Genomic DNA, 22142 nt, shown 5'->3' on the forward strand with positions numbered 1-22142 from the left:
GTCTATACAATATAGGCGCCACTTCCGGGATGTCCAGTGATGCCAGCCAACCCCGCTTCCGTCCTCGCTTTCCACGCCGACCATGCCCTGCTGCCGCAGGGGTGGGCGCGCGATGTGCGCATCGTCTGCGCCGGCGGCACCCTGCAGTCGGTCACCCCGGGCGTGCCCGCGCAGCCTGGCGACACGGCGCTGGCGATCTCGCTGCCCGGCCTGGGCAACCTGCACAGCCACGCCTTCCAGCGCGGCATGGCCGGTTTGACCGAGATCGGCGGACGCAGCGGCGACAGCTTCTGGAGCTGGCGCGAACTGATGTACCGCTTCCTGTCGAACCTGCAGCCCGAGGCGGTGCAGGCGATCGCCGAGCAGGCGTATGTGGAAATGCTGGAATCGGGCTTCACCCGCGTCGGCGAATTCCACTACCTGCACCACGCCGCGGACGGCAGCCCGTATGCGGACCGCGCCGAGATGGCCGCGCGCATCGCGGCGGCGGCGCAGGGCAGTGGCATCGGCCTGACCCTGCTGCCGGTGTTCTATGCGCATGCCGACTTCGGCGGCGCGCCCCCCAACCCGGCGCAGCGCCGCCTGCTGCATGATGTGGACGGCTTTGCCGCACTGCTGGAGGGCTGTCACCAGGCCCTGCGGAGGCAGGACGATGCGGTGCTGGGCATCGCCCCGCACAGCCTGCGCGCGGTCACCGGCGAAGAGCTGGCCGCACTGCTGCCACTCACCACCGGCCCGGTGCACATCCACATCGCTGAACAGACCCGCGAGGTCGATGCGTGTGTGGCCTGGAGCGGGCTGCGCCCGGTGCGCTGGCTCTACGAACACGCACCCGTGGACGCGCGCTGGTGCCTGGTCCATGCCACCCACGTGGACGACGACGAAGTACGGCGCATGCTGGCCAGCCACGCCGTGGTCGGCCTGTGCCCGATCACCGAAGCCAACCTCGGCGACGGCCTGTTCCCGATGCAGGCGTTCGCGCGCGGCGGTGGCCGCTTCGGCGTGGGCTCGGATTCCAACGTGCTGATCGACGCCGCCGAGGAGCTGCGCCTGCTCGAGTATGGGCAGCGCCTGCAGTTGCGCGGGCGCAACGTGCTGGCGCCGCAGGAAGGGGTATCCAGCGGACGCTGGCTGTTCGAAAGGTCGCTGCACGGTGCGGCGCAGGCGCTGGGCGTGGGCTGTGGCCTGCAACCCGGTGCGCCCGCCGACGTGGTCGAACTGGATCCGCAGCACCCTTCGCTGATCGCCCGTGACGGCGACGCGTGGCTTGACAGCTGGGTGTTCGCCGCCCGTAATGGCGCCGTTCGATCGGTCTGGCGCGGCGGACGCGAGCTGGTCCGGCACGGCCGCCACCTGCAGCGCGACGCCGTGGCAGCGCGTTTTGCCCAGGCCCTGCGCGGCGTGTTGAGGAGTTCCGAGTGACGGGCAAGAAAGCCGAAACCCTCAACCAGCGCATCCGTGCCGATCTGGAAAACCGCATCCTCAGCGGCGAATGGGCGCCCGGTTTCCGCATTCCATACGAGCATGAGCTGATGGAGCTCTACGGCTGCTCGCGGATGACGGTCAACAAGGTACTCACCGCGTTGGCCGAGAGCGGCATGATCGAACGTCGCCGTCGCGCCGGTTCCTTCGTGGCCCGGCAGCCCCCGCACCTGGAGCAGGTGGCGCTGGAGATTCCCGATATCGCCATGGCGGTGGGTGCGCGCGGCCACGTCTACGGCTACCAGCTGCTGGAACGGGCCTACCGCGCGCCGGACCCGGCCGCCAGCGAGGAAGTGGCGCTTGCCGGAGAGCAGAAGCTGCTGGCGATCCGTTGCCTGCATCGGGCCGATGGCCGACCGTTCGCGTTGGAACACCGTTTGATCAGCCCGGTCGGGGTGCCCGAGGTGCTGGAGGTGGATTTCACCACCACCGCGCCGGGCAGCTGGCTGCTGCAGAACGTGTCGTGGACCCGGGCCCAGCACCGCATCAGTGCCTGGGGCGCCGACGCCGCAGCGGCGGCGCTGCTGGACGTGAAGCCCGGCACCGCCTGCCTGGTCATCGACCGGCTGACCTGGCGGGGCGAACAGCCGATCACCTGCGTGCGCCAGATGTTCCTGGGCGATGCCTGGGACCTGGTGGCGAAATTCGCGCCCGGCGCACGTTGACGTGATGCCGGGCGCTGCCCGGCACCCCTGTTACGACGTGGCGCACTGCCGCCAGCGCACCGGTTCGTCGGTACCCAGGCGTGGGTTGAGCTGGATGCGCACCGTGCGCAGCGCCGGGTAGCGTTTGACCTGGCTGCAGATCTGCGGCCAGATCGCATCGATCTCGGCAGACCGGTTCACCGCGAGGGTCTGGCGGGTCTGCCAGAACGCATTGAGCACACCGCTCTGCTGCCCCAGCAGGGCGGCCAGTTCACGCTGGTAGCGCGCGAGCGTTTCCGCATCCGGATCGGCCACGGTGCCGAGAATGCCGTCCGGGTCGCTGCTGCCTGGCGCAGGTGCCGGCGACGGTGGCGCAGTCGGGGTGCCTGCAGCGTCGGCGGCGGGTGCGGTGGGTTCCGGTGGTGCGGCGACGGGGGTCGAAGACGGGGCGGTGGCGGCAGCGGGCGAGACAGGCGGCTCGGTCGGGGCTTGCTCCAGGCGCGAGGTCAGGTAGCCCATGCCTACGATCAGCCCGAGGGTCAGCGAGCCCAGCGCGGCGATCGAAATGCGCCGCAGCGCCTCGCGCCGCGCCTGGTGCTTGACCCGGCTTTCCACGTCACCGGGCAGGTAGGGCTGCAGCATCGGCCACAACACGGTGCCGTCCAGCACCTCCACGCTCTGCTTTTCCGCGGCGCCGCGGCCATCGCGTTCGACCCGGCCTTCGGTGATCAGGATCCCCCCGCGGGCCCCGGCCAGGCGCGCGGCCGCGCCGAGTTCGTTCACTGCCGCCGTGCCGATCCGATAGGCCCGGCCGTGCTTGCAGGACACCAGGTAGCGCTGGTGCGCGGCGTCCTGCATCAGGAAGTCGCTGCTGGGCTCGCGGCTGTCATCCGGCTCGCCGGTGATGTCCTGCAGCTGGCGCTGTTCGTGCAGGGCGCGCCGGACGATGCTGGAAAAGTCCCGCCAGTGCATCCCGGCCAAGGCGTTGAGCCCCAGTCGCGTCTCCGTCCGGCGGCGTTTGACAAGCCAGAACCAGGCAGCAGCGAGGGACCAGACAACAAGAGCCAGCAGGAGGGCCAGAATCCAGGAGAACATGAGATCTAGAAATGAACACGGGGGTACAGACGACAGTCTATATGCGCCCACCTACAAAAAACCCGCCAATCCGTAGCCGTGAGGGGAGGGAACAAACGGCAGTGACGCGATTGGCGGGTCGGGTTCGATTGTCAACAAACGTTTGCTGCTTTGCAACAATCCGAACTCAGGCGTCCGAGCTGGGCGACTGGTGGGTGCCGGGCAGGGGGTCGGCATTAGGCGAAGCGTTGCGCGCCTCGGCCCGGTTGAGCCGGGTGGTCAGCGCATCGATGCGGGCATTGAGCGTAGCGACATCCTCGGCGGTAGGGATGTTGAGCCGCTTGAGCACGCCCTGGACGCGGTCGTCGAAGGCCTTCTCCACCTTGTCCCAGGTGCCGGCGGCCTTTTCCCGGGCCTCGCCCAGGTGCTCCTCGACGTTGTCGCGCCAGCGCGGGGTGTCCCCGGCCTGCTCGCGGTTGCGCGCGTCCACCGACTCGCCTTCCCTGACCAGGTCATCGAAGACGCGGCTGCCTTCGGCCTGGGCGCGTGCGAATACGCCAAGCCCGGCCAGCCAGATCTGTTGTGCCGAGCCGGTCAATCTGCGCGAAAAGCGCTCGGCCTGGTCCTGCAGCGAGGGCTTCTCGCCGGTGCGGTCATCGTAGTCGTCGTGTGCGTTCATGGGGCGATCCTGTGAGTGGCCACCCTTCGATCCTACCCAGCCCGTCGATTGCGCGGCGTGATGGCGGGCGCCTGCCGGCCCTGCGGTTCAGCCCAGCTTTTCCTGCAGGACGCTCTTGATCTGTTCTTCCACCATGCCTTTCATCATCGATACCGGAAAGCCCAGATCCGCGCTGACGCGCACCGTGCCCGGCAGCAGTTCAATCAGCCCGTTCACCCCGGAGCCGCTGAAGTTCAGCGCATTGCCAACCCAGTTCGAGTTGACGGAAAACTTTTCCGCGAGCTTGCCCGCCATCTCCTCGACCGCCTTGCGGGCTGCCTCGGCGGGCAGGGCGTGGGCGTGGGTGATATCGATCTTGGACATGCGGGCTCCTGGAGGCGGTAGTGGAAAGGGGCGTGCATTGTGCGCATCCGCAGACAGATCTCCAAGCAGTGCGTCACACTTCTATCTTCCCAGACTGCCAACCTGTTAGGCTGCGCCGCGTGCAGAACCTGCTTGTCCACTTCACTCATCGCCAACACCCCGACCAGCCGTTGAAGCCCGGGGTGCAGCGCATCGTGCGCCACGCATCGGGCGGGGTCCGGCTCGGCGGCGACGTGGCCGGCACGCTGCTGCTGGCGCAGTTCTGCCTGGACGACCGCGGCCTGTGGCTGCAGGTGGCCGCCGGCATGCGCGGCATCCACGTCAATGGCCGGCCGGTACGCCGCATGGCACTGCTGCGGCCCGGCGACGCGGTCTATGCCGACGGGGTGGAAATGGTGGTCCAGGGCGGCTGCGAGCCGCTCAGCCACGCGCCATCGCGCAGCGATGACAGCGGTGAGGACCAGCGCCTGCTGCGCGGCGTGGGCGGGCAGCACCACGGCCGCAGCTTCACCCTGGACCGCCCGCGGGTGATCGGGCGCGGGGCCGAATCGGACATCGTGATCGACGATCCGGCCTTTGCCGAACAACACGCGCGGATCGAGCGGCACGGCGAGCGCCTGTTGCTGCGCGACCTGGGCGCGGGCGAATCCACGCGGGTCAATGGCGTCAGCGTGCGCCACTGCTGGCTGCAGCCGGGCGACCAGCTGGTGTTCGACGCCCAGCACCGGTTCGTGCTGGAAGTGCCGCACGACGGGCGCAAGCGCGTGGCCAGCGACGAACAGGACGAACTGCTCGACCTGCCCAGCGCGGTCGAAGCACCGGCCAAGCCTGCGCGCGTGAGCCGTTGGCCGTGGCTGCTGGGCAGCGCGTTGCTGCTGGCGGGGCTGATCAGCCTGCTGCTCTGGTTCGGCGCGCGCTGAACCAATAGATTCAAACGCAACCAATTTCGCCTTGTGCAGCAAGGCCTAAAGGCTGGTGCGCTGCGGCATACTAGGGGTCTTGCCCCATAGGTGTGTCATGACGCGCGCGTTCAATTTCAGTGCCGGCCCTGCAACCCTGCCGGAATCGGTCCTGCGCCAGGCGCAGGAAGAAATGTTGGAATGGAACGGCGCCGGCGCCTCCATTGTCGAAATGAGCCACCGCGGCCCGGAGTTCATGGCCGTCGCGGCCGAGGCCGAGGCCGACCTGCGCCGCCTGATCGGCATCCCCGACGACTACGCCGTGATGTTCCTGGCCGGCGGCGCGACCACCCAGCAAGCCCTGCTCGCGCTGAACTTCGCCAGTCCCGGCCAGACCGTCGACTACGTGCTCACCGGGCACTGGGGCAAGACCGCGATCAAGCAGGTCAGCCCCTACGTCAAGGTGAATGTCGCCGCCAGCAGCGAAGCCACCGGCTTCCACGACATCCCGCCACGCGACCAGTGGCAGTTGTCCGACGATGCGGCCTACGTGCACATCACCGCCAACGAAACCATCCACGGGGTCGAGTTCCGTGACACCCCGGACGTGGGCAACGTGCCGCTGTTCGCCGATTTCAGCTCTTCCATCGCCAGCGAGCCGCTGGATGTCTCGCGCTACGGCCTGATCTACGCCGGCGCGCAGAAGAACCTCGGCCCGGTCGGGGTCTCGGTGGTGATCGTGCGCCGCGACCTGCTCGAGCGCAGCGGCCAGCCGCGCGCGGACATCTTCGACTACCGCTCGCACGTCGCCCGCGACTCCATGCTCAACACGCCGCCCACCTGGAACTGGTACCTGGCCGGGCTGGTGTTCAAGTGGATGCTGGCCCAGGGCGGCGTGGAAGAATTCGCGCGCCGCAACGCGGCCAAGTCGGCGCTGGTCTACGGCGCCATCGATGCCTCCGGCGGCTTCTACCGCAATGAGGTGGTGCCGGCGGCGCGCTCGCGCATGAACATTCCGTTCTTCCTGCCCGACGAGACGCTTACCGCGCGTTTCGTCAGTGAATCCAAAGCCGCCGGCCTGCTGGCACTGAAGGGTCACAAGGCGGTCGGCGGCATCCGTGCCTCGCTATACAACGCGCTTCCGGTGGAGGGCGCGCAGGCGCTCACCGCCTTCATGCGCGATTTCCAGCAGCGCAACGGCTGACGCTCCCGACTTTACCGGGGCGCCCGCCGCCCCACTGCAACTGGAACCCCTGATGGCCACCAAACCCGCCAAGCCCAAGGCATCCACCGCCAAGCCCGTCACGGCCAAGACCGCACCGGGCGCCGCCAAGCCGACCAAGGCCGCTGCCGTGCCCGCCATCGCCGCACCGGTGCTGTCCGACGTGCGCGCCAAGATCGACCACATCGACCGCAGCATCCAGGCGCTGATCGCCGAGCGTGCGCAGTTCGCCCACCAGGTCGGCAAGGCCAAGGGCAAGCTCGCCGCCGCCGTCGATTACTACCGCCCCGAGCGCGAAGCGCAGGTGCTGCGCATGGTGGTGGACCGCAACGAAGGCCCGCTCAGCGATGAAGTGCTGGTGCATGTGTTCCGCGAAATCATGTCGGCCTGCCTGGCCCAGCAGGAGCCGTTGAAGATCGGTTACCTCGGCCCGGAAGGCACCTTCAGCCAGCAGGCCGTGCTCAAGCATTTTGGTCGCTCGGCGCTGGGCCTGCCGCTGGCCAGCATCGAAGAAGTGTTCCAGGAAGTGGAAGCGGGCAACGCCGATTTCGGCGTGGTGCCGGTGGAGAACTCGGGGCAGGGCACCATCCAGATCACCCTGGACATGTTCCTCACCTCCAACCTGAAGATCTGCGGCGAAGTCGAACTGCGCGTGCAGCAGTACCTGATGTCGCGCAGCGGCCGGTTGGAAGACGTCGAACGCGTCTACGGCCACCCGCAGTCGTTCATGCAGACCTCGTCCTGGTTGCGCGCGAACCTGCCCAAGGCCGAGAAGGTGCCGGTGTCGAGCAACGCCGAAGGCGCGCGTCGCGCCCGCAACGCCGACGACGCCGCGGCCATTGGCGGTGAGAGCGCCGGCCATGTGTACGGCCTGAAGAAGGTGGTCACCAAGCCGATCCAGAACGATGCCGACAACACCACGCGCTTCCTCGTGGTGGGCCGCCAGTTCTTCCCGAGCTCCGGGCATGACCGTACCTCGGTCCTGGTGTTCATCCACGACAAGCCGGGCGCGTTGTTCGACGTGCTCAGTCCGTTCGCCCGGCACGGCATCAGCATGAACCGCATCGAATCGCGCCCGTCGCACAACGCCAAGTGGGAGTACGGGTTCTTCATCGACCTGGCCGGCCACATCGACGACGCGGCGATGCAGGCCGCGTTGGCCGAACTGGAGGCGCACTCGGCACAGATCAAGGTGCTCGGCTCCTATCCGGTCGCCGTGCCCTGAGTTCCGGGCGCCGCCGCTGCGCCCTCCATCGCCCTACGATTCACGGCTGCCGCTGTCGGCGGCCCCGCACAGGATCCACCGATGACCGCTTCCGCTTCCTGGACCGCCCGCAAGGGCCAGCCCCTGCAGGGCAGCCTGACCATTCCCGGCGACAAGTCGGTGTCGCACCGCGCGGTGATGTTCGCCGCCCTGGCCGACGGCGTCTCCCGCATCGACGGCTTCCTGGAAGGTGAAGACACCCGCGCCACGGCCGCGATCTTCTCGCAGCTGGGCGTGCGCATCGAAACGCCGTCGCCGTCGCAGCGCATCGTGCACGGCGTCGGCGTGGATGGCCTGAAGGCGCCCAGCGCGCCGCTCGACTGCGGCAATGCCGGTACCGGCATGCGCCTGCTGGCCGGCCTGCTGGCCGCGCAGCCGTTCGATTCGGTGATGGTCGGCGACGAATCGCTGTCGCGCCGGCCGATGCGCCGGGTGACCGGTCCGCTGGCGCAGATGGGCGCCCGGATCGACACCGAAGCCGACGGCACCCCACCGCTGCGCGTGCACGGCGGGCAGCCGCTGCACGGCATCGACTTCGCCTCCCCGGTGGCCAGTGCCCAGGTCAAGTCCGCGGTGCTGCTGGCCGGCCTGTACGCGCAGGGCGAGACCACGGTGACCGAACCGCACCCGACCCGCGACTACAGCGAACGCATGCTGCGCGCGTTCGGCGTGGACATCACCTTCTCGCCGGGCAAGGCTCGCCTGCGTGGCGGCCAGCGCCTGCGCGCCACCGACATCGCAGTGCCCGCCGACTTCTCCTCGGCCGCGTTCTTCCTGGTCGCCGCCAGCATCATTCCCGGTTCCGAACTGCGCCTGCGCCAGGTCGGCCTGAATCCGCGCCGCACCGGCCTGTTGGCCGCGCTGCGCCTGATGGGCGCCGACATCCGCGAGGAAAACCATGCCGAGCAGGGCGGTGAGGCCGTCGCCGACCTGGTGGTGCGCCACGCACCGCTGCACGGCGCCGCGATTCCCGAAGCGCTGGTGCCGGACATGATCGATGAGTTCCCCGCCCTGTTCGTCGCTGCCGCAGCGGCGCAGGGCAACACCGTGGTCACCGGCGCGGCCGAACTGAGGGTCAAGGAATCCGACCGCTTGGCCGCCATGGCCACCGGCCTGCGCACCTTGGGCGTGCAGGTGGACGAAACCGAAGACGGCGCCACCATCCATGGTGGGCACACCCTGGGCAGCGGCACCATCGAAAGCCACGGCGACCACCGCATCGCCATGGCCTTCGCCATCGCCGGCCAGCTCAGCAATGGCGAGGTCCGCATCAACGACATCGCCAACGTCGCCACCTCGTTCCCGGACTTCGACGGCTTGGCCAAGGGCGCCGGCTTCAACCTGTCCTGACCAGACCGGGACGCCCAACGCACCCTCGGAACCCACGAAAAAAGAGCCGACCTTTCGGTCGGCTCCCCGGCTCCCCCGCCGTTTTCGGTTTTACCGTTCGGTGCGGAAATCCACCGGCACGCGCACCACGCTGGCCACCGCGCGACCGTTGTGCATCGCCGGCTCGAACTTCCAGTCGCGCACGGTGGTGAGCACAGCGCGATCAAGATCGCGGTCGCGACCGCCACTACGCTTCACGATATCGGCATTGGTCACCTGGCCGCGCGTATCCACGTTGAGGCTGGCCACCACGCTGCCTTCCACGCCACTACGCAGGGCCGAGCGCGGATACACCGGCTTGGCGTTGCTGCTCAGCGGGCGCGCCTCACGGTCGCGAACCGCCGGCGCCGCACGGCGCTGGGTGGTCGCCGGAGCAGCCTGGCGCGTCGTCGGCGTGGGCGTCGTCGCCACGGGGGTTTCAGTTGCCGGCAGCATGCGCTCGCCGATCGGCGCACTGGCCGTTTCGTCCGGATTGGCATAGCGCAGCCACACCAGCGCGGCCGCGAACATCGCCACGATCAGCGCGATCCACAGCAGCGGCGACGTACGCCGGCGGCCGTGGTCGTCGATCACATCGCGCTGGTGCTGCGGCGAAGCAGGGATTTCATGGGTATGGGTAACACTCATGGCGGACTCCTGGTGTCGAGTTGACGTCCGCAGTGTTGCCCGCACCGCCTTGCAGGTGTGTCACCGATTCGTCAACGCCGCGCGTGCATGGCCAGCGTGGTTCAGCATGATGAGCCGTGCCTTTACGCGAGGCTGACGCCGCGATGACCGGCGCACCGCGTACCCACCAGCGGTGGCTGACTACCGCGCTTTGAAGTCGAACGGTACTTCAATGCTGCCGACCACGGCCTGCCCGTTGCTCTGCGCCGGCAGGAAGCGCCAGCGGCGCACCGCATCGGTGGCGGCGCGGTCGAGATCGCGCGAGCCGCTGCGCTGCACGATGGTCACGTTGAACGGCACGCCGGTGGCGTCCACGTCCACGCGCACCACCACGCTGCCCTCCACCCCGTTGCGCAGGGCGGCAGGCGGGTAGGACGGCGGCGGCGACTGATCGGCAATCGGCTGCGGGCGGTCACCCGCAGCGGGTGCCACCGGCGCCGCATCCGTCGCGGGCGCGGGGACGGCCGCCGGCGGGGGGGGCGGGGCGGTCTCCACCAGCTGCGGCTGCTCGTCAACCGGCAGCGGGCGGGCATCGGGCATGTCGCTGGAACCGGCGGCGGCGGGCAGGGGTTCAGGCAGGGGCTCGACCTCGGCCACCTGCTGCGGGGTCTGCGCCGGCCCGGCCTTGTAGAAGTCGTTGTTGCGGGTGCTCAGCCACACCACCAGGAACAGCAGCACGCCCACGCCGAAGGCGATCCCGGCGATCAGGAGGCTGCGGCGGGGCAGCTGGAAGGTGATGTTCTTGCCAGACGAGGAACGGGAAGCGGACATGAGCCATACCATGGTGAACCCCCCGATTCTGCCACGCCGGGAATGAACCGCGCGGCAGAAGGGCCGATTACAGGCGATAATCCCCCTCCAGACCCACAAACAGCCCCCTGACGCCATGCTTGATCCAGCCCTGCTTCGCCAACAGCCCGCCGAACTCGCCGAACGCCTGCGCACCACGCGCGGTTTCGAGCTGGACGTCTCCGGGCTGGAGTCGCTGGAAGCCGACCGCAAGCGCATCCAGATCCGCACCCAGGAGTTGCAGAGCCTGCGCAACAGCCGCTCCAAAGCCATCGGCCAGGCCAAGGCCAAGGGCGAAGACGTGTCGGCGATCATGGCCGAAGTGGCCGCGTTCGCCGATGAGCTGAAGGCCTCGGAAGTGGCGCTGGACGAGCTTCGCGAGAGGATCGAAGCCATCGCCATGGGCATCCCCAACGTACCGGCCGACGATGTGCCGTTCGGCAAGGACGAAACGGAGAACGTCGAACAGAAGCGCTGGGGCACGCCGCGCAGTTTCGATTTCCCGGTGCTTGACCATGTCGAGCTGGGTGCGCGCAACCAGGGCCTGGACGGCGAAGCCGGCGCCAAGCTCTCCGGTTCGCGCTTCACCGTGCTGCGCGGCCCGGTGGCGCGCCTGCACCGTGCCCTGGCCCAGTTCATGCTCGACCTGCACACCGGTGAGCATGGCTACGAAGAAACCAACGTGCCGGTGCTGGTCAACCCGGAATCGCTGCGCGGCACCAGCCAGCTGCCGAAGTTCGAGGACGACCTGTTCAAGACCGCGGTCGGCGAGTCCACCCGTTACCTGATCCCGACCTCGGAAGTCTCGCTGACCAACATCGTCCGCGACGAGATCGTCGACGCCGAGCGCCTGCCGCTGAGCATGACCGCCCACTCGCTGTGCTTCCGCGCCGAAGCCGGCAGCGGCGGCCGTGACGTGCGCGGCATGATCCGCCAGCACCAGTTCGAGAAGGTCGAGCTGGTTACCGTGTGCGCACCGGCCGACAGCGACGCCGAACACCAGCGCATGACCCGCTGCGCCGAAGTGGTGCTGGAAAAGCTGGGCCTGCCGTACCGCAAGGTGCTGCTGTGCACCGGCGACATGGGCTTCTCGGCGATCAAGACCTACGACCTGGAGGTGTGGCTGCCCTCGCAGGACACCTACCGCGAAATCTCGTCCTGCTCCAACTGCGGCGACTTCCAGGCCCGTCGCATGCAGGCCCGCTGGCGCAACCCGGAAACCGGCAAGCCGGAACTGGTGCACACCCTCAACGGCTCCGGCGTGGCCGTGGGCCGCGCGATGATCGCAGTGATGGAGAACTACCAGAACGCCGACGGCAGCATCACCGTACCGGATGCGCTCAAGCCCTACATGGGCGGCCTGGAAAAGATCGCATGAAGAAAACCGGCCGAAAGGCGGGTTTTTTCTGTGATCAAACCAACCCGGCCACACCGGGTCGATGCCACCGCGACCAACCCCGGTAGGGTCGCATCCCAATCGACCGCCGATAACAATGGCAACGTTCTTTGGTGGCATGAACTCCAATCAACATCACCCCCGCAGCAGGCACCAAGCCCGCCGCGCCGATACCCAAAAAGAACGGCCCCGCAAATGCGGGGCCGCAGGGGTGGGCCGGAATGGGGAGGGGGAACCCGGCCCGGGCAGGGCGTCCGACGAGGACTCAACGCCTGCCCTGGAACACTCAGGCTTCAGCCAGTTCTTCGAACTCGGCGGCCGGCAGGCTGGCCAGCGCCGCGGCAATGGCCTCTTCGCGGTGCGTCGGCGAGTAGGCAATGCCTTCGGCGCGCACGAACTCCACGTTGTCGATGCCCATGAAGGCGAACACCTGGCGCAGGAACGGCTCCTGGAAGTCGGCCGGCGAATCGGTGTAGATGCCGCCACGCGAGCTGGCGATGATCACCCGCTTGCCACCGGCCAGGCCCACCGGGCCGTTCTCGGTGTACTTGAAGGTGCGCCCAGCCACTGCCACGCGGTCGATCCACGCCTTCAGCGTCGAGGGGATGCTGAAGTTGTACATCGGCGCGCCGATCACGATCACATCAGCGGCGAGGAACTGCTGCATCACCGCCTCGGCGTCGGTCGCCTCGGCCGCATCAGCCTGCGCCAGCGAACCACTACTCAAATGGGGAATGGGGTTACGATCGAGATCGCGGTAGGTTACGTCGAGGTTCTCGACGGTCTCATTGAATCGTGCGACTACTGCCGCAGACAGCTGGCGGGAAACCGAGTTGTCGCCCAGCACGCTGGCATCGATGTGAAGAAGCTTCATGGCAATCACCTGTATCCGGGTAAGGGCGGTCAAGGCGCCGCCGACGGAGAGCAGGTTAGGTTGTTGCGTCGCTGGGATAAAGGTGGTTGAATACCACGTATTGTTCTATATATGGAACTTCGGTATGCACGACCTCAACGACCTTTACTACTTTGCCATGGTGGTGGATCACGGCGGCTTCGCTGCGGCCGAACGCGCCCTGGGCATCCCAAAATCCCGCCTCAGCCGCCGTATCAGCCAGCTGGAAACCGACCTGGGCGTGCGCCTGCTGCAGCGCTCGACGCGCCGTTTCGCGGTGACCGACGTCGGCACCAGCGTGCACCGCCACGCGCAGACCATGCTTGCCGAGGCGCAGGCCGCGCGCGAAGTGGTGGACCGGCTCAGCGCCGAGCCGCGCGGCCTGGTCCGCGCCAGCGTGCCGGTTTCGCTGGCGCAGATGCAGCTGCCCAAGCTGCTGCCGAAATTCCTGGCCCAGTACCCGAAAGTGCGTCTGCAGCTGAACATCAGCAACCGCCGGGTCGACATCATCAATGAAGGCTATGACGTGGCCCTGCGCGTGCGCTCGCGACTCGACGACGACGGCAGCCTGGTGATGCGCAGCTTCGGCCAGGTGCAGGAACTGCTGGTGGCGAGCCCGAAATACCTGGATCGTGCCGGGCGCCCGAAGGACCCCGACGAACTGGCCAACCACGTCACCCTCAGCATCAGCGAAGACGAAGCTCGGCAGCGCTGGGAGCTGCACGGGCCGGAAGGTGCGGTGCGCCGTGTCGACCTGCAGCCGCGCGTGGCCGGTTTTGACTTCCCGCTGCTGCAGAGCATGGTCAAGGATGGCTTCGGAATCACCATGCTGCCCGAGACCGTCTGCGCCGATGCCGTACGCAGCGGAGAACTGGAAGTGGTGCTGCCGGAATGGTCGCTGCCGCAGGGCATCTGCCACGCCGTATTCGCCTCCCGCCGCGGCCTGCTGCCGGCAGTGCGGGTGTTCATCGACTTCCTGGCCGAGCACCTGCCGCCGCAGCTGGAAGCGTCGCGCCTGGACTGCGGTGGAGCGTGCGAGCGGGCCAAGGAAAAGATCCGGGCCAGCGCCCTGGGTGCGCTGGCGGTGGACGCCGGCTGAGGCTGTCGGGGTCGCCCTTGGGTAAACCCGGCCGACCATGCGAGAATACGCGCCCGGCCCCGGCCGGCGCGGGACATCCGGAGAGATGGCCGAGCGGTTTAAGGCACCGGTCTTGAAAACCGGCGAAGGGTCATTCCTTCCGTGGGTTCGAATCCCACTCTCTCCGCCACCGACCGCTAAATCATTGATTTGAAATTGTAATCGTGAATTGAGCAAATGGGGGGAAGCATGCAGAGAAACCCGGCATGCGTATCCCACATCACGTGAGCCCGTCCGCCACCGCTCGAGAGACCCCGGTCCAGCGTGTCCCTGTAGCTTTTCAAGCCGTGCTCCATTGCCGGCTGATCAAGTGAACCGTTGGGACCAACGATGTGGGTTGACCGCATGTACCTGCAGTGTTGTCACTTTGAATGCCGTTGGACACCTTGCGTCTATTGATCGTTCGCGATCGATAAATATTCTTCCAGAACATTGGCGCGTTCGCAGAGGCGGAAAAGTTGTCTCTGCATGACTTGAAAGCTGCTCACTCCTTCACTTCCATAGAGTGACGCCTCAAAGGCGTTGCTGGTGCTGTGGAAATCGAGCCAGGCGCGGTTGGCGCTGTTCAGATCTTCCTTGGCCGTACCATGCTGCTTGCTGAGCAGCGATTGGTAAGCAGCGCTCAATCGCGCGTCTTGTCGTTCCTTTTCCGCAGATTGACATGCAGCAAGAGCGATGTCGTCTGATTCCGCTTTTTCGACGCAGCCATAGAAGGCATTGCTGATGCCTGGGGGCGCTTGACGCTTGATGACCTGAGCGGTGCTTTCATACGCCTGCGCGGCTGATCCATACATGACAAGTGCGAGGCTGATGGTGAAAATTCTGGTGTTCTTTCTCATGGTGAAGACTGCCGTCCGTGCGATGTCAGGAAAAATCATTCTTGTTCAAGGTGCTACCTTCCGGCAGCCTTTCTAACCTCCGCCGCAACCCGCGCCTTGATCTTGTCCACTTCCGGGCTGTTCGGACGCGTGTAATCAAACGCCTGGATCACGAACACCGTCTGATCGCCGGCGCTGATGCAATACGAAACCAGCGAGCGCCCATCCCCTGGCGGCGCCGACACATGCAGGACCAGCGTCTTCTGGTCCTGGTCCACCCGCGTGGTGTATCCCACCGCAGCGGCGCCACGCGACACGGCCGCGCGGCACGCAGGCAGGCTCAGTGTCTTGGCGGGGAAGCGGTCGACGTCATAGCCCAGGCTGAAGTCCTGGCCTGAAGCGGTCGCCGCACCTGCCACGGAAGCGACGATGGCGATGGCGGTGATGAATCCTGCTCTCATGGGTCACTCCTTGGCGATCATCCAAACCGGGCGTCAGCTCACGCCCGTACGAATATCTCAACCCGCCGATTCATCTGTCGCCCGGCGGGATTGTCTTTTTCCTCAAGCATGTTCGGTGCGACCGGCTCGCTTTCGCCATAGCCCTTTGCCGCAGCATCCTGTGCCGCGCCGCGTTGACGAAGCGCATTCACCACGGCCGCAGCCCTGCGCTCGGACAATGCCTGGTTGTAGGCGTCGTCACCCTTCGAATCAGTATGGCCTCGAATCTCCATTCCCTTGGCCTCGACCTGTTTCAGCGCATCAGAAAGGGTATCCAGCAGCCGCGCAGCGTCAGGGCGGATGTCCGACTTGTCGAAGTCGAACAACACGCGGTCGTTGAGCGTGATCAGGTAACCGCAGGGCGCGCCGGGCGGCGCGAACTTCTTCAGTGGCGGGAACCTGCCGGCAGGCTGCAGGCGAGGCATCGGTGGCATTGTGACCGGGCGCGCCGGAGGCCCGATGGTGCCGGTGCCGTCGCCATGATTGGTGATCAGGCCAGCATCGCCGTTCCAGGTGCCCGACCCATCCGCGTTGATCCGCAGCAGCCCGTCGGGACCGTTCCAGGTGCCGCTGCCGTCGCCATTGTTGGTGATCAGGCCGCTGTCGCCGTTCCATGTGCCGGCGCCTTTTCCGTCCAGACGGATCAGACCGGCCGGGCCGTTATAGGTACCGGAGCCATCGGCCTCCACGCGGATGATCGCCTCTTCGCCATCGCCGCTGCCGCCGGCACTGCCATTGATGGTGCCACTGCCATCCGCATTGACGCGGACCAGCCCACCCTCGAAGTTCGCGGTGCCGCTGCCATCGGCGTTGATGACGAACAACCCTTCCTCGCCGTTGCGCATCAGCTGGCCGTGCTCATCGACACGGGTGATGCCGCCGTCGCTGATCAGCGCGCCCTCACTGCTGCAGCGCGCAGGCGACACTGTCACGCCACGCACCGGGTCGAGGATCGATTGCATTGAAGATTCAAGAGCGCGCTGCGCTGGCGTGACACCGATGATCTCGGGCACGACGATGTTGGGCACGATGGGAAACGCAGGAACGTCGCTGCTGGTCTCATCAGTCGGGGTGCCAGCCGCCCGGGACTCACCCAATGCCGTGGTTGCTCCGCCTTCGACGATCTTCGAGGCGCTTGTATCAGGTTCCCGGGAGCACCCTGCCAGCAGCACCAGAAGGAGAGGGGCGACCGGAAAGGGCAACACACGCTTCGGTGCAATCATGGATCAGGCAGGCCCGCGTCGGTGACTGGCTGCGAATCATATCCATGAAGCATTTCGCCGACGTGAAGCCACCGCTCCCGAGCCATTGCCCGGGAGCAGCTGGCGCGGAATCAATGGCGCGCGTTGTCCTTGGCCTTGCCAACATCGCTCTGAACCTTGCCTACTTCCTTCTGCACCTTGCCTTCCAGCTCCTGCGACTTGTCGCCGGTCACTTTGCCAGCAACTTCCTTCACGGTGCCCTTGACCTGGTTCTTCGCGCCTTCAGTACGATTCTTGTCCATGTCCAAATACCTCGTGGTTGAACCCGTTGTGGGTGAAACCATCCTGCGTGGGCGGCAGTGGCGAAGTGGTGAACTACTGCCTCACGCGGAACGCATGCTTTGCGTCCGTTCATGTACACGGTGCAACAGGGCCGCTTGAACCGGGCCTCGACCACGTGAGTACTGCTTCACGACACGACCGTATGCTGGCGCAATCCCCCTGCCAAGGTTTCGACCGCGCATGAGCCGTCCAGCGCCCGACCATTTCGACGTCATCATCGTGGGCGGCAGCTATGCCGGCATGTCCGCTGCGCTGCAGCTGGTACGGGCCCGGCGCAGCGTGCTGGTGATCGACAGCGGCCTGCCGCGAAACCGGAATTCCCTTGAAGCTCACGGCTTCATTGGCCGGGAAGGCATGCATCCTGCGGAAATCGCCGCACAGGCGCGCACCGAACTGCTCAGCTATCCGACCGTGACCTGGATGGAGGGCCGGGCGTCCCGGGCTCGCGTGGTGGAGGAGGGTGTCTCCTTCGAGGTGGACTGCGACGACGGCCGCACGATCGCTGCCGATCGGCTGGTGCTGGCCTATGGCGTGACGGATGCATTGCCTCCCATCGACGGCCTGACCGAACGATGGGGGCGCAGCGTGTATCACTGCCCGTACTGCCACGGCTATGAGTTGTACGAAGGCAACATCGGCGTGCTCGGCTGTGCCAAGGATGGTGGCGTAGGGCAGGCGTTGCTGCTGTGCGACTGGGGAAAGATCACCCTGTTCTGCCCGGATCCGGCCAGCATCGAGCCGGAAAAGCGCGAGCGACTGGATGCATGCGGTGTGGTGATCGAATCGACTCGCGTCCAGCGTGTCGAAGACACGGCCACAGTAGTGCTGGCCGACGACCGACGCGTGGTGCTCGATGCGCTGTTCCTGCTGCCGACCTCCACCTTGTCCTGTGATCTGGCCCAGCAGCTCGGCTGCGAGCTGATGGACGCAGGCTGCATCACCGCCGATTCCGCCAAGCAGACCACGGTGCCCGGGGTGTTCACCTGCGGCGACGCCGGGCGCATGGCCGGCAGCATCGCGCTGGCGGTGGGCGAGGGTGCACTGGTCGGAGTTGCGGTGCACCGATCGTTGTTGGGCCTGCTGGATTGATTGATGCGTCAGCCACGCAGGGCGTGGCTCTACCGGGGTAACGCCGCCGCCGTCTGCCGCGGCTTGTACTGGCAGCGCGGGTAGCTAGAACAAGACGCGAACTCCCCGTAGGGCCCGGTACGCTGCACGATCACCCCGCCGTCGCAGACCGGGCAGGCCTGCTCATGGATCGGCTCGCCGCTGCTCGTGGTGATCTCCACGGCGCCGTCGTGCACCAGCTCGTCGAGGAACGGCGAGCGCTTGCCCTGTACGGTGAACACCGCCACCGAGCGTCGCGCGCGGGTCAGCGCCACGTAGAACAGGCGGCGCTCTTCGCCCAGCGGGAAGCTGTCGGCGTGCGGCATGGCCAGTCCCAGCACCGGGTCGTCGGCGCGGGCGCTGGGGAAGCTGCGCGCCAGCATCGCCGGCAGGATCACGATATCGGCCTCGGCCCCCTTGGCGCGGTGCGCGGTAAGGAAACCCAGCTCCAGCTGCGCGCCGAACCGTTGCGCCCAATGCAAGGGCAGGTAGCTGCGCTCGGCGTTGTAGCGGCCCAGGATGAACACCGAGAGCCGCCCATTGCGTCCGGGTGCGATGGCCCCGCTTCGCAGTTGCTCTTGCAGCCGTTGCAGGTACTGGTAGATCGCGTCCTGCAGCCGCTCGCGCGAGGCTACCTGGAACGCCTGCAGCGCCGGACCCTGCGCGGGCGCGGTCGAGCGCACCTGCTTGGCGATCTGTGCCGGATTCTTCGCGATGAAGTGGCTGGAGGCATCGCACAGCGCCTGCGGGCAGCGGAAGGTCTGCGACAGGTGCAGCACCTGCGACGGCCCGAAGGTGTCGGCGAACCCGGTCATGACGCTCACGTCCGCGCCGGCGAACCGGTTGATCGACTGCCAGTCGTCGCCCACCGCGAACAGGTGGCGTCCGGGCGCCTGCACCAGGGCCCGGCACAGCCGCGCGCGGGCGCGCGAGGCGTCCTGGAACTCGTCGGCCATGACCATCAGGTACGGCGCCTGGTAGCGGCCCTGTTCGAGGTAAGCAGCAGCCTGGTTGAGCATGTCCTCGAAATCGATGCCGCCCGCTGCAGCCAGCGCATCATCCCAGGCGTGCAGGATCGGCGTGGCCAGTTCCAGGAACAGCCGGTAGCGGTGTTTGAAGCGGTCTTCGGGCAGGCGGCGCAGGCGCTCGGCCAGCCCGGGTCCGTCCAGGCCATTGCTTTTGGCGTGGCTGATGAAGGTGCGCAGCAGGCCGATCAGGTCGCTGTCCGACATCGGTCGGGCGCCTTCGGCGGGCAACTCGCGGTCCGGATTCGGGTCCAGCAACCGTCCCTGTTCACCCAGCGCCTTGGCCAACGTGTCGAACAGCGCACCGCTGCGCAGCTGCGCGCTGGTGGTACGCAGGCCTGCCGCGTCGCGGCCTTCCCCATCGCCGTGCACGTGATACAGCGACGTACCGGGGTAGAAGAACGCCGCCGAACCCGGTTGCCAGCTGTCCGTGATCGTATCCAGCTTCGGCAGCGCGTCGTAGGTGTAGTCCACCCCGTTGTAGAACAGCCAGTCGGCGATCACGCACGTTTCGATGCTGTCCACCCGCTCACCGCGCAGGGTGCGCATGTAGCGGCTGCCGTCGCTGTCCCAGCCATCGGCAGCGGCGAGGTGCCCCTGCGGCGGCAGGTCGCGCGCGAACACCAGCCGGAACATGTCCCATTGGGTGCGGAAGTGCAGCGAGCGGTCCTTGAGGCGGTCGATGATGTCGGCCAGGTAATCGAAGCCCTTGGTGCCATCCACCGCCCAGGCGGGCACCTCCGGCATGCGCCCGGTGACGCTGCCGATGATCTGTCGGCCCAGCGCATGGAAGGTGCAGGCGGTGACCTCGCCAACCGCCAGCCCCAGGCGCTGGAAGGCGGCATCGGTACGTTGCTGCAGTTCGCTGGCGGCTTCCTTGTTGAATGCCAGCATCACGATCTGGTCCGGCGCCATCAGCCCGCATTGCACCGCGTAAGCGGCCTTGGCCACCATGGTCGAGGTCTTGCCGGAACCGGCGGCGGCCACCACCAGCATCCGGCTGTCGAAGCACAGCACCGCCCGCGCCTGTTCCGCGCTCAGCGGCTGGCGTTCCACCTGCGCCAGCAGGCCGGCGGCCGCGCTGTGCGCTTTGGCCAGCTGGGCCTCGTTGCGTGAGGCCCAGTGTGCGGTCCAGTCCTCTGACCAGCGCAGCAGATCGTCCTCGATCGCGGCCGGCGTGCCCTGCAGGTACGGGCGCAGCGCAGGGTCGTCGAAGATCGCCCACAACCCATCCTCGCCCAGGGCCGGTAGCGGCCGGCACGCCAGCAGCGCATGCTGCTGCTCGAGGGTGAGCCAGCGTCGGTCCGCATCGGCGCCTTCAAGCACCCCATCGACCTCATCCAGCCACTGGCGGATATCGGCGAGCGCGGCATTCGCATCGCCCAGCCGCTGGTCCTGCTGCCGCGTATCGACGCCGGCTTGCCACAACTGCTGCAGCTCCTTGGCCTGCGCCGTTGGCAGGCCGCCCAGTTGCAGGTCGCCGTCCTCGGTGGCGATGCACAGCGTGGCCCATACCGGTCCGCGTTGGACGCGCCAGGCCGAGGTCGCGGCGACATCCAGCGAGTAGACCTGCGCGTCCGCTGTCAGCTCGAAGCGGTCGCCGACCCGGCGCAGCTGCCAGTCCGGCGAGCGTGCGAGGCGGCGCCCCCAGGGCGAAGGGGACCAGTGCTGCGTCATCAGTACATCCAGGGAAAGCGGGCGGTCGTCGGCGCGGAGCCGGAGCGGCGAAGCGGGGAGCGCCATGATAGGAAAAACCGCGAAAAAAAACCCCGCCGCAGCGGGGTTCGTTCATTGCAGCAGGCGCGCGTCCGCTCAGCGTTCGCAGGCTACCGCGGCGGCGCTGCGCGACTGCCGCTCCACCAGCACCGCCACGCCCCACAGCAGCAGGCCGCCGACGGCCGTGGCCGCGCCGACGTAGCCGGTCACCGCCGGGCTAAAGCCGGCGCCGATGGCCATGCCGCCGAACCACGGGCCGAGGGCGTTGGCGGTGTTGAAGGCAGCGTGGTTGGAAGCCGCCGCCAGCGTCTGCGCTTCCCCGGCCACGTCCATCAGGCGGGTCTGCAGTACTGCGGCCAGTGCGCCCATCGTGCCCACGGCGATGATCATCGGGAAGATGGTCCACACCGAATTAGCCGCCAGCGGGTAGGCCAGCAGCACCAGGATCGACCACACCAGCACGACGGCAGCAGCGCGGAACTGGAATCGATCCACCAGCCAGCCGCCCGCGACGTTGCCGATGATCGCGCCGATGCCGAAGATGCCCACCGCGACCGGCATCCACGATTCGGCCAGCCCGGTCACCTGCACCAGCGTCGGTGCCAGATAGGTGAACACACAGAACATGCCGGCAAAACCGACCGAGCCGATCGCCAGCGCCAGCCAGACCTGCGGCTTGTTGAACGCGCGCAGCTCGCGCATCGGTGAGGTGCGCACCTCGTCCGGATCCGGCAGCAGGAAGCGCGCGATCATCGCCACGGTGGCGATGGCCAGCACGCTGACCAGGGCGAAGGCCGTGCGCCAGCTCAGCTGCTGGCCAAGCCAGGTGGTGAGCGGATTGCCGACCAGGATGGCGATCGACAGGCCCAGCAGCACCTTGGATACCGCCGCGCCGCGCTGGGCCGGCGGGCTGATGGCGGCCGCCACCAGCATGGCCACGCCGAAGTAGGCGCCATGCGGCAGCCCCGCCACGAAACGGGCGACCAGCATGGTCGCGTAGTCCGGCGCCAGCGCGCTGGCCAGGTTGCCAACGGCATAAAAGCCCATCAGCGCCAGCAGCAGGGTGCGGCGCGCGTAACCGGCGCCGGCAAAGGCCAGCACGGGTGCGCCGACGACCACGCCAACCGCATAGGCGCTGATCAGGTGGCCGACCTGGGTTTCGCTGATCGAGAGCCCACGGCTGATCTCGAGCATCAGGCCCATGCTGGCGAATTCACTGGTGCCAATGGCAAAGCCGCCCAGCGACAGGGCAAGGATGATCAGCGTGCGCTGGCGAGGAGTCAGCCGCGCGGCCAGGGGAAGGTGGGTGGGGCTCATGGGCAGGGTGCGGAAACGTGGCCCGCTATTGTACTGCTGCAGCGCAGCATGCGCCCGCCTGGGGCGGGGGCGCTACTGGAATGCTGTGGATCGAGGGGCGCGGCGCGGTTCGGTGCCCGTGACATTTTCACGCAGCCTTCACGCGTGGAAAAGTGTGAGCCGCCGCACTCCCTCAAGCTGTCATGTTTCATGCGCGTGAAATCGCTCTGCACATTCCT

General features: G+C 67.3%; 21 protein-coding genes and 1 tRNA gene. 10 read left to right on the plus strand and 12 right to left on the minus strand.

Annotation, left to right across the window (positions count from 1 at the left end):
• Positions 1-39: 39 nt before the first annotated feature.
• Both FSZ13_RS17430 and hutC read left to right on the plus strand, forming a co-directional pair.
• Positions 40-1422, plus strand: coding sequence for a formimidoylglutamate deiminase (locus tag FSZ13_RS17430; RefSeq protein ID WP_145481693.1), 1383 nt, complete (start codon positions 40-42; stop codon positions 1420-1422).
• The gene (hutC, locus tag FSZ13_RS17435; protein WP_145481694.1) at positions 1419-2147 is read left to right on the plus strand and encodes a histidine utilization repressor; all 729 of its coding nucleotides are present in this window, start codon (positions 1419-1421) and stop codon (positions 2145-2147) included. The genes FSZ13_RS17430 and hutC overlap by 4 nt, the downstream gene beginning before the upstream one ends.
• Positions 2148-2177: 30 nt before the next feature.
• Here the strand turns inward: hutC and FSZ13_RS17440 are convergent, their stop codons facing one another.
• The 3 genes from FSZ13_RS17440 to FSZ13_RS17450 all read right to left on the minus strand — a co-directional run bounded on the left by FSZ13_RS17440 (position 2178) and on the right by FSZ13_RS17450 (position 4242).
• The gene (locus FSZ13_RS17440) at positions 2178-3221 is read right to left on the minus strand and encodes a restriction endonuclease (RefSeq protein ID WP_145481695.1); all 1044 of its coding nucleotides are present in this window, start codon (positions 3219-3221) and stop codon (positions 2178-2180) included.
• 166 nt (positions 3222-3387) lie between these two features.
• Positions 3388-3879 carry a phasin family protein gene (locus tag FSZ13_RS17445; protein WP_145481696.1) on the minus strand — a complete coding sequence of 164 codons (492 nt, stop codon included), beginning with the start codon at positions 3877-3879 and terminating at the stop codon, positions 3388-3390.
• 87 nt (positions 3880-3966) lie between these two features.
• The gene (locus FSZ13_RS17450) at positions 3967-4242 is read right to left on the minus strand and encodes a polyhydroxyalkanoic acid system family protein (RefSeq protein ID WP_145481697.1); all 276 of its coding nucleotides are present in this window, start codon (positions 4240-4242) and stop codon (positions 3967-3969) included.
• 119 nt (positions 4243-4361) lie between these two features.
• Between FSZ13_RS17450 and FSZ13_RS17455 the strand changes: the two genes are divergently transcribed.
• The 4 genes from FSZ13_RS17455 (at position 4362) to aroA (ending at position 8977) form a co-directional block, all read left to right on the plus strand.
• Entirely contained in the window at positions 4362-5162 is an 801-nt protein-coding gene (locus tag FSZ13_RS17455; protein WP_145481698.1) for an FHA domain-containing protein, read from the plus strand.
• A 97-nt stretch (positions 5163-5259) separates the two neighbouring features.
• On the plus strand, positions 5260-6345 hold the full coding sequence (gene serC, locus FSZ13_RS17460) for a 3-phosphoserine/phosphohydroxythreonine transaminase (protein ID WP_145481699.1): 1086 nt from the start codon (positions 5260-5262) through the stop codon (positions 6343-6345).
• 52 nt (positions 6346-6397) lie between these two features.
• Entirely contained in the window at positions 6398-7588 is a 1191-nt protein-coding gene (pheA, locus tag FSZ13_RS17465) for a prephenate dehydratase (RefSeq protein ID WP_145481700.1), read from the plus strand.
• A gap of 81 nt (positions 7589-7669) precedes the next feature.
• Positions 7670-8977, plus strand: coding sequence for a 3-phosphoshikimate 1-carboxyvinyltransferase (gene aroA, locus FSZ13_RS17470; RefSeq protein ID WP_145481701.1), 1308 nt, complete (start codon positions 7670-7672; stop codon positions 8975-8977).
• Positions 8978-9067: 90 nt separating this feature from the next.
• On the opposite strand, the gene FSZ13_RS17475 is transcribed toward aroA, so the two are convergent.
• Both FSZ13_RS17475 and FSZ13_RS17480 read right to left on the minus strand, forming a co-directional pair.
• Positions 9068-9643 carry an energy transducer TonB gene (locus FSZ13_RS17475; protein ID WP_145481702.1) on the minus strand — a complete coding sequence of 192 codons (576 nt, stop codon included), beginning with the start codon at positions 9641-9643 and terminating at the stop codon, positions 9068-9070.
• A 180-nt stretch (positions 9644-9823) separates the two neighbouring features.
• Positions 9824-10453 (minus strand): energy transducer TonB, encoded by a 630-nt coding sequence (locus FSZ13_RS17480; RefSeq protein WP_145481703.1) that lies wholly within the window; start codon positions 10451-10453, stop codon positions 9824-9826.
• Positions 10454-10568: 115 nt separating this feature from the next.
• Between FSZ13_RS17480 and serS the strand changes: the two genes are divergently transcribed.
• Entirely contained in the window at positions 10569-11849 is a 1281-nt protein-coding gene (serS, locus tag FSZ13_RS17485; RefSeq protein ID WP_145481704.1) for a serine--tRNA ligase, read from the plus strand.
• A 304-nt stretch (positions 11850-12153) separates the two neighbouring features.
• Here serS and FSZ13_RS17490 read toward each other — a convergent pair whose 3' ends face one another.
• Positions 12154-12741 carry an FMN-dependent NADH-azoreductase gene (locus tag FSZ13_RS17490; RefSeq protein ID WP_145481705.1) on the minus strand — a complete coding sequence of 196 codons (588 nt, stop codon included), beginning with the start codon at positions 12739-12741 and terminating at the stop codon, positions 12154-12156.
• 124 nt (positions 12742-12865) lie between these two features.
• Between FSZ13_RS17490 and FSZ13_RS17495 the strand changes: the two genes are divergently transcribed.
• Both FSZ13_RS17495 and FSZ13_RS17500 read left to right on the plus strand, forming a co-directional pair.
• On the plus strand, positions 12866-13858 hold the full coding sequence (locus FSZ13_RS17495) for a LysR family transcriptional regulator (RefSeq protein ID WP_068854691.1): 993 nt from the start codon (positions 12866-12868) through the stop codon (positions 13856-13858).
• A gap of 79 nt (positions 13859-13937) precedes the next feature.
• A tRNA-Ser gene (locus tag FSZ13_RS17500) sits at positions 13938-14027 on the plus strand.
• A 262-nt stretch (positions 14028-14289) separates the two neighbouring features.
• Here FSZ13_RS17500 and FSZ13_RS17505 read toward each other — a convergent pair.
• The 4 genes from FSZ13_RS17505 to FSZ13_RS17520 form a co-directional block, all read right to left on the minus strand.
• Positions 14290-14775: a lysozyme inhibitor LprI family protein gene (locus tag FSZ13_RS17505; protein WP_222116623.1), complete on the minus strand. Its 486-nt coding sequence runs from the start codon at positions 14773-14775 to the stop codon at positions 14290-14292.
• A 14-nt stretch (positions 14776-14789) separates the two neighbouring features.
• Positions 14790-15176, minus strand: coding sequence for a DUF6180 family protein (locus FSZ13_RS17510; RefSeq protein WP_145481706.1), 387 nt, complete (start codon positions 15174-15176; stop codon positions 14790-14792).
• A gap of 38 nt (positions 15177-15214) precedes the next feature.
• Positions 15215-16438: an OmpA family protein gene (locus FSZ13_RS17515; RefSeq protein WP_145481707.1), complete on the minus strand. Its 1224-nt coding sequence runs from the start codon at positions 16436-16438 to the stop codon at positions 15215-15217.
• A gap of 110 nt (positions 16439-16548) precedes the next feature.
• Positions 16549-16719: a CsbD family protein gene (locus FSZ13_RS17520; protein WP_145481708.1), complete on the minus strand. Its 171-nt coding sequence runs from the start codon at positions 16717-16719 to the stop codon at positions 16549-16551.
• 220 nt (positions 16720-16939) lie between these two features.
• Between FSZ13_RS17520 and FSZ13_RS17525 the strand changes: the two genes are divergently transcribed.
• Positions 16940-17848 carry an NAD(P)/FAD-dependent oxidoreductase gene (locus FSZ13_RS17525; protein ID WP_145481709.1) on the plus strand — a complete coding sequence of 303 codons (909 nt, stop codon included), beginning with the start codon at positions 16940-16942 and terminating at the stop codon, positions 17846-17848.
• A gap of 29 nt (positions 17849-17877) precedes the next feature.
• On the opposite strand, the gene FSZ13_RS17530 is transcribed toward FSZ13_RS17525, so the two are convergent.
• Together FSZ13_RS17530 and FSZ13_RS17535 are read right to left on the minus strand one after the other, a co-directional pair.
• A complete protein-coding gene (locus tag FSZ13_RS17530) occupies positions 17878-20568 on the minus strand; it encodes a UvrD-helicase domain-containing protein (protein ID WP_145481710.1) in 2691 nt (896 codons plus the stop codon).
• A gap of 135 nt (positions 20569-20703) precedes the next feature.
• Positions 20704-21924: an MFS transporter gene (locus tag FSZ13_RS17535; RefSeq protein ID WP_145481711.1), complete on the minus strand. Its 1221-nt coding sequence runs from the start codon at positions 21922-21924 to the stop codon at positions 20704-20706.
• Positions 21925-22142: the final 218 nt, after the last annotated feature.

Origin of the sequence: Stenotrophomonas rhizophila (assembly GCF_007667275.1) — a bacterium.
Lineage (GTDB): Bacteria > Pseudomonadota > Gammaproteobacteria > Xanthomonadales > Xanthomonadaceae > Stenotrophomonas > Stenotrophomonas maltophilia_AE.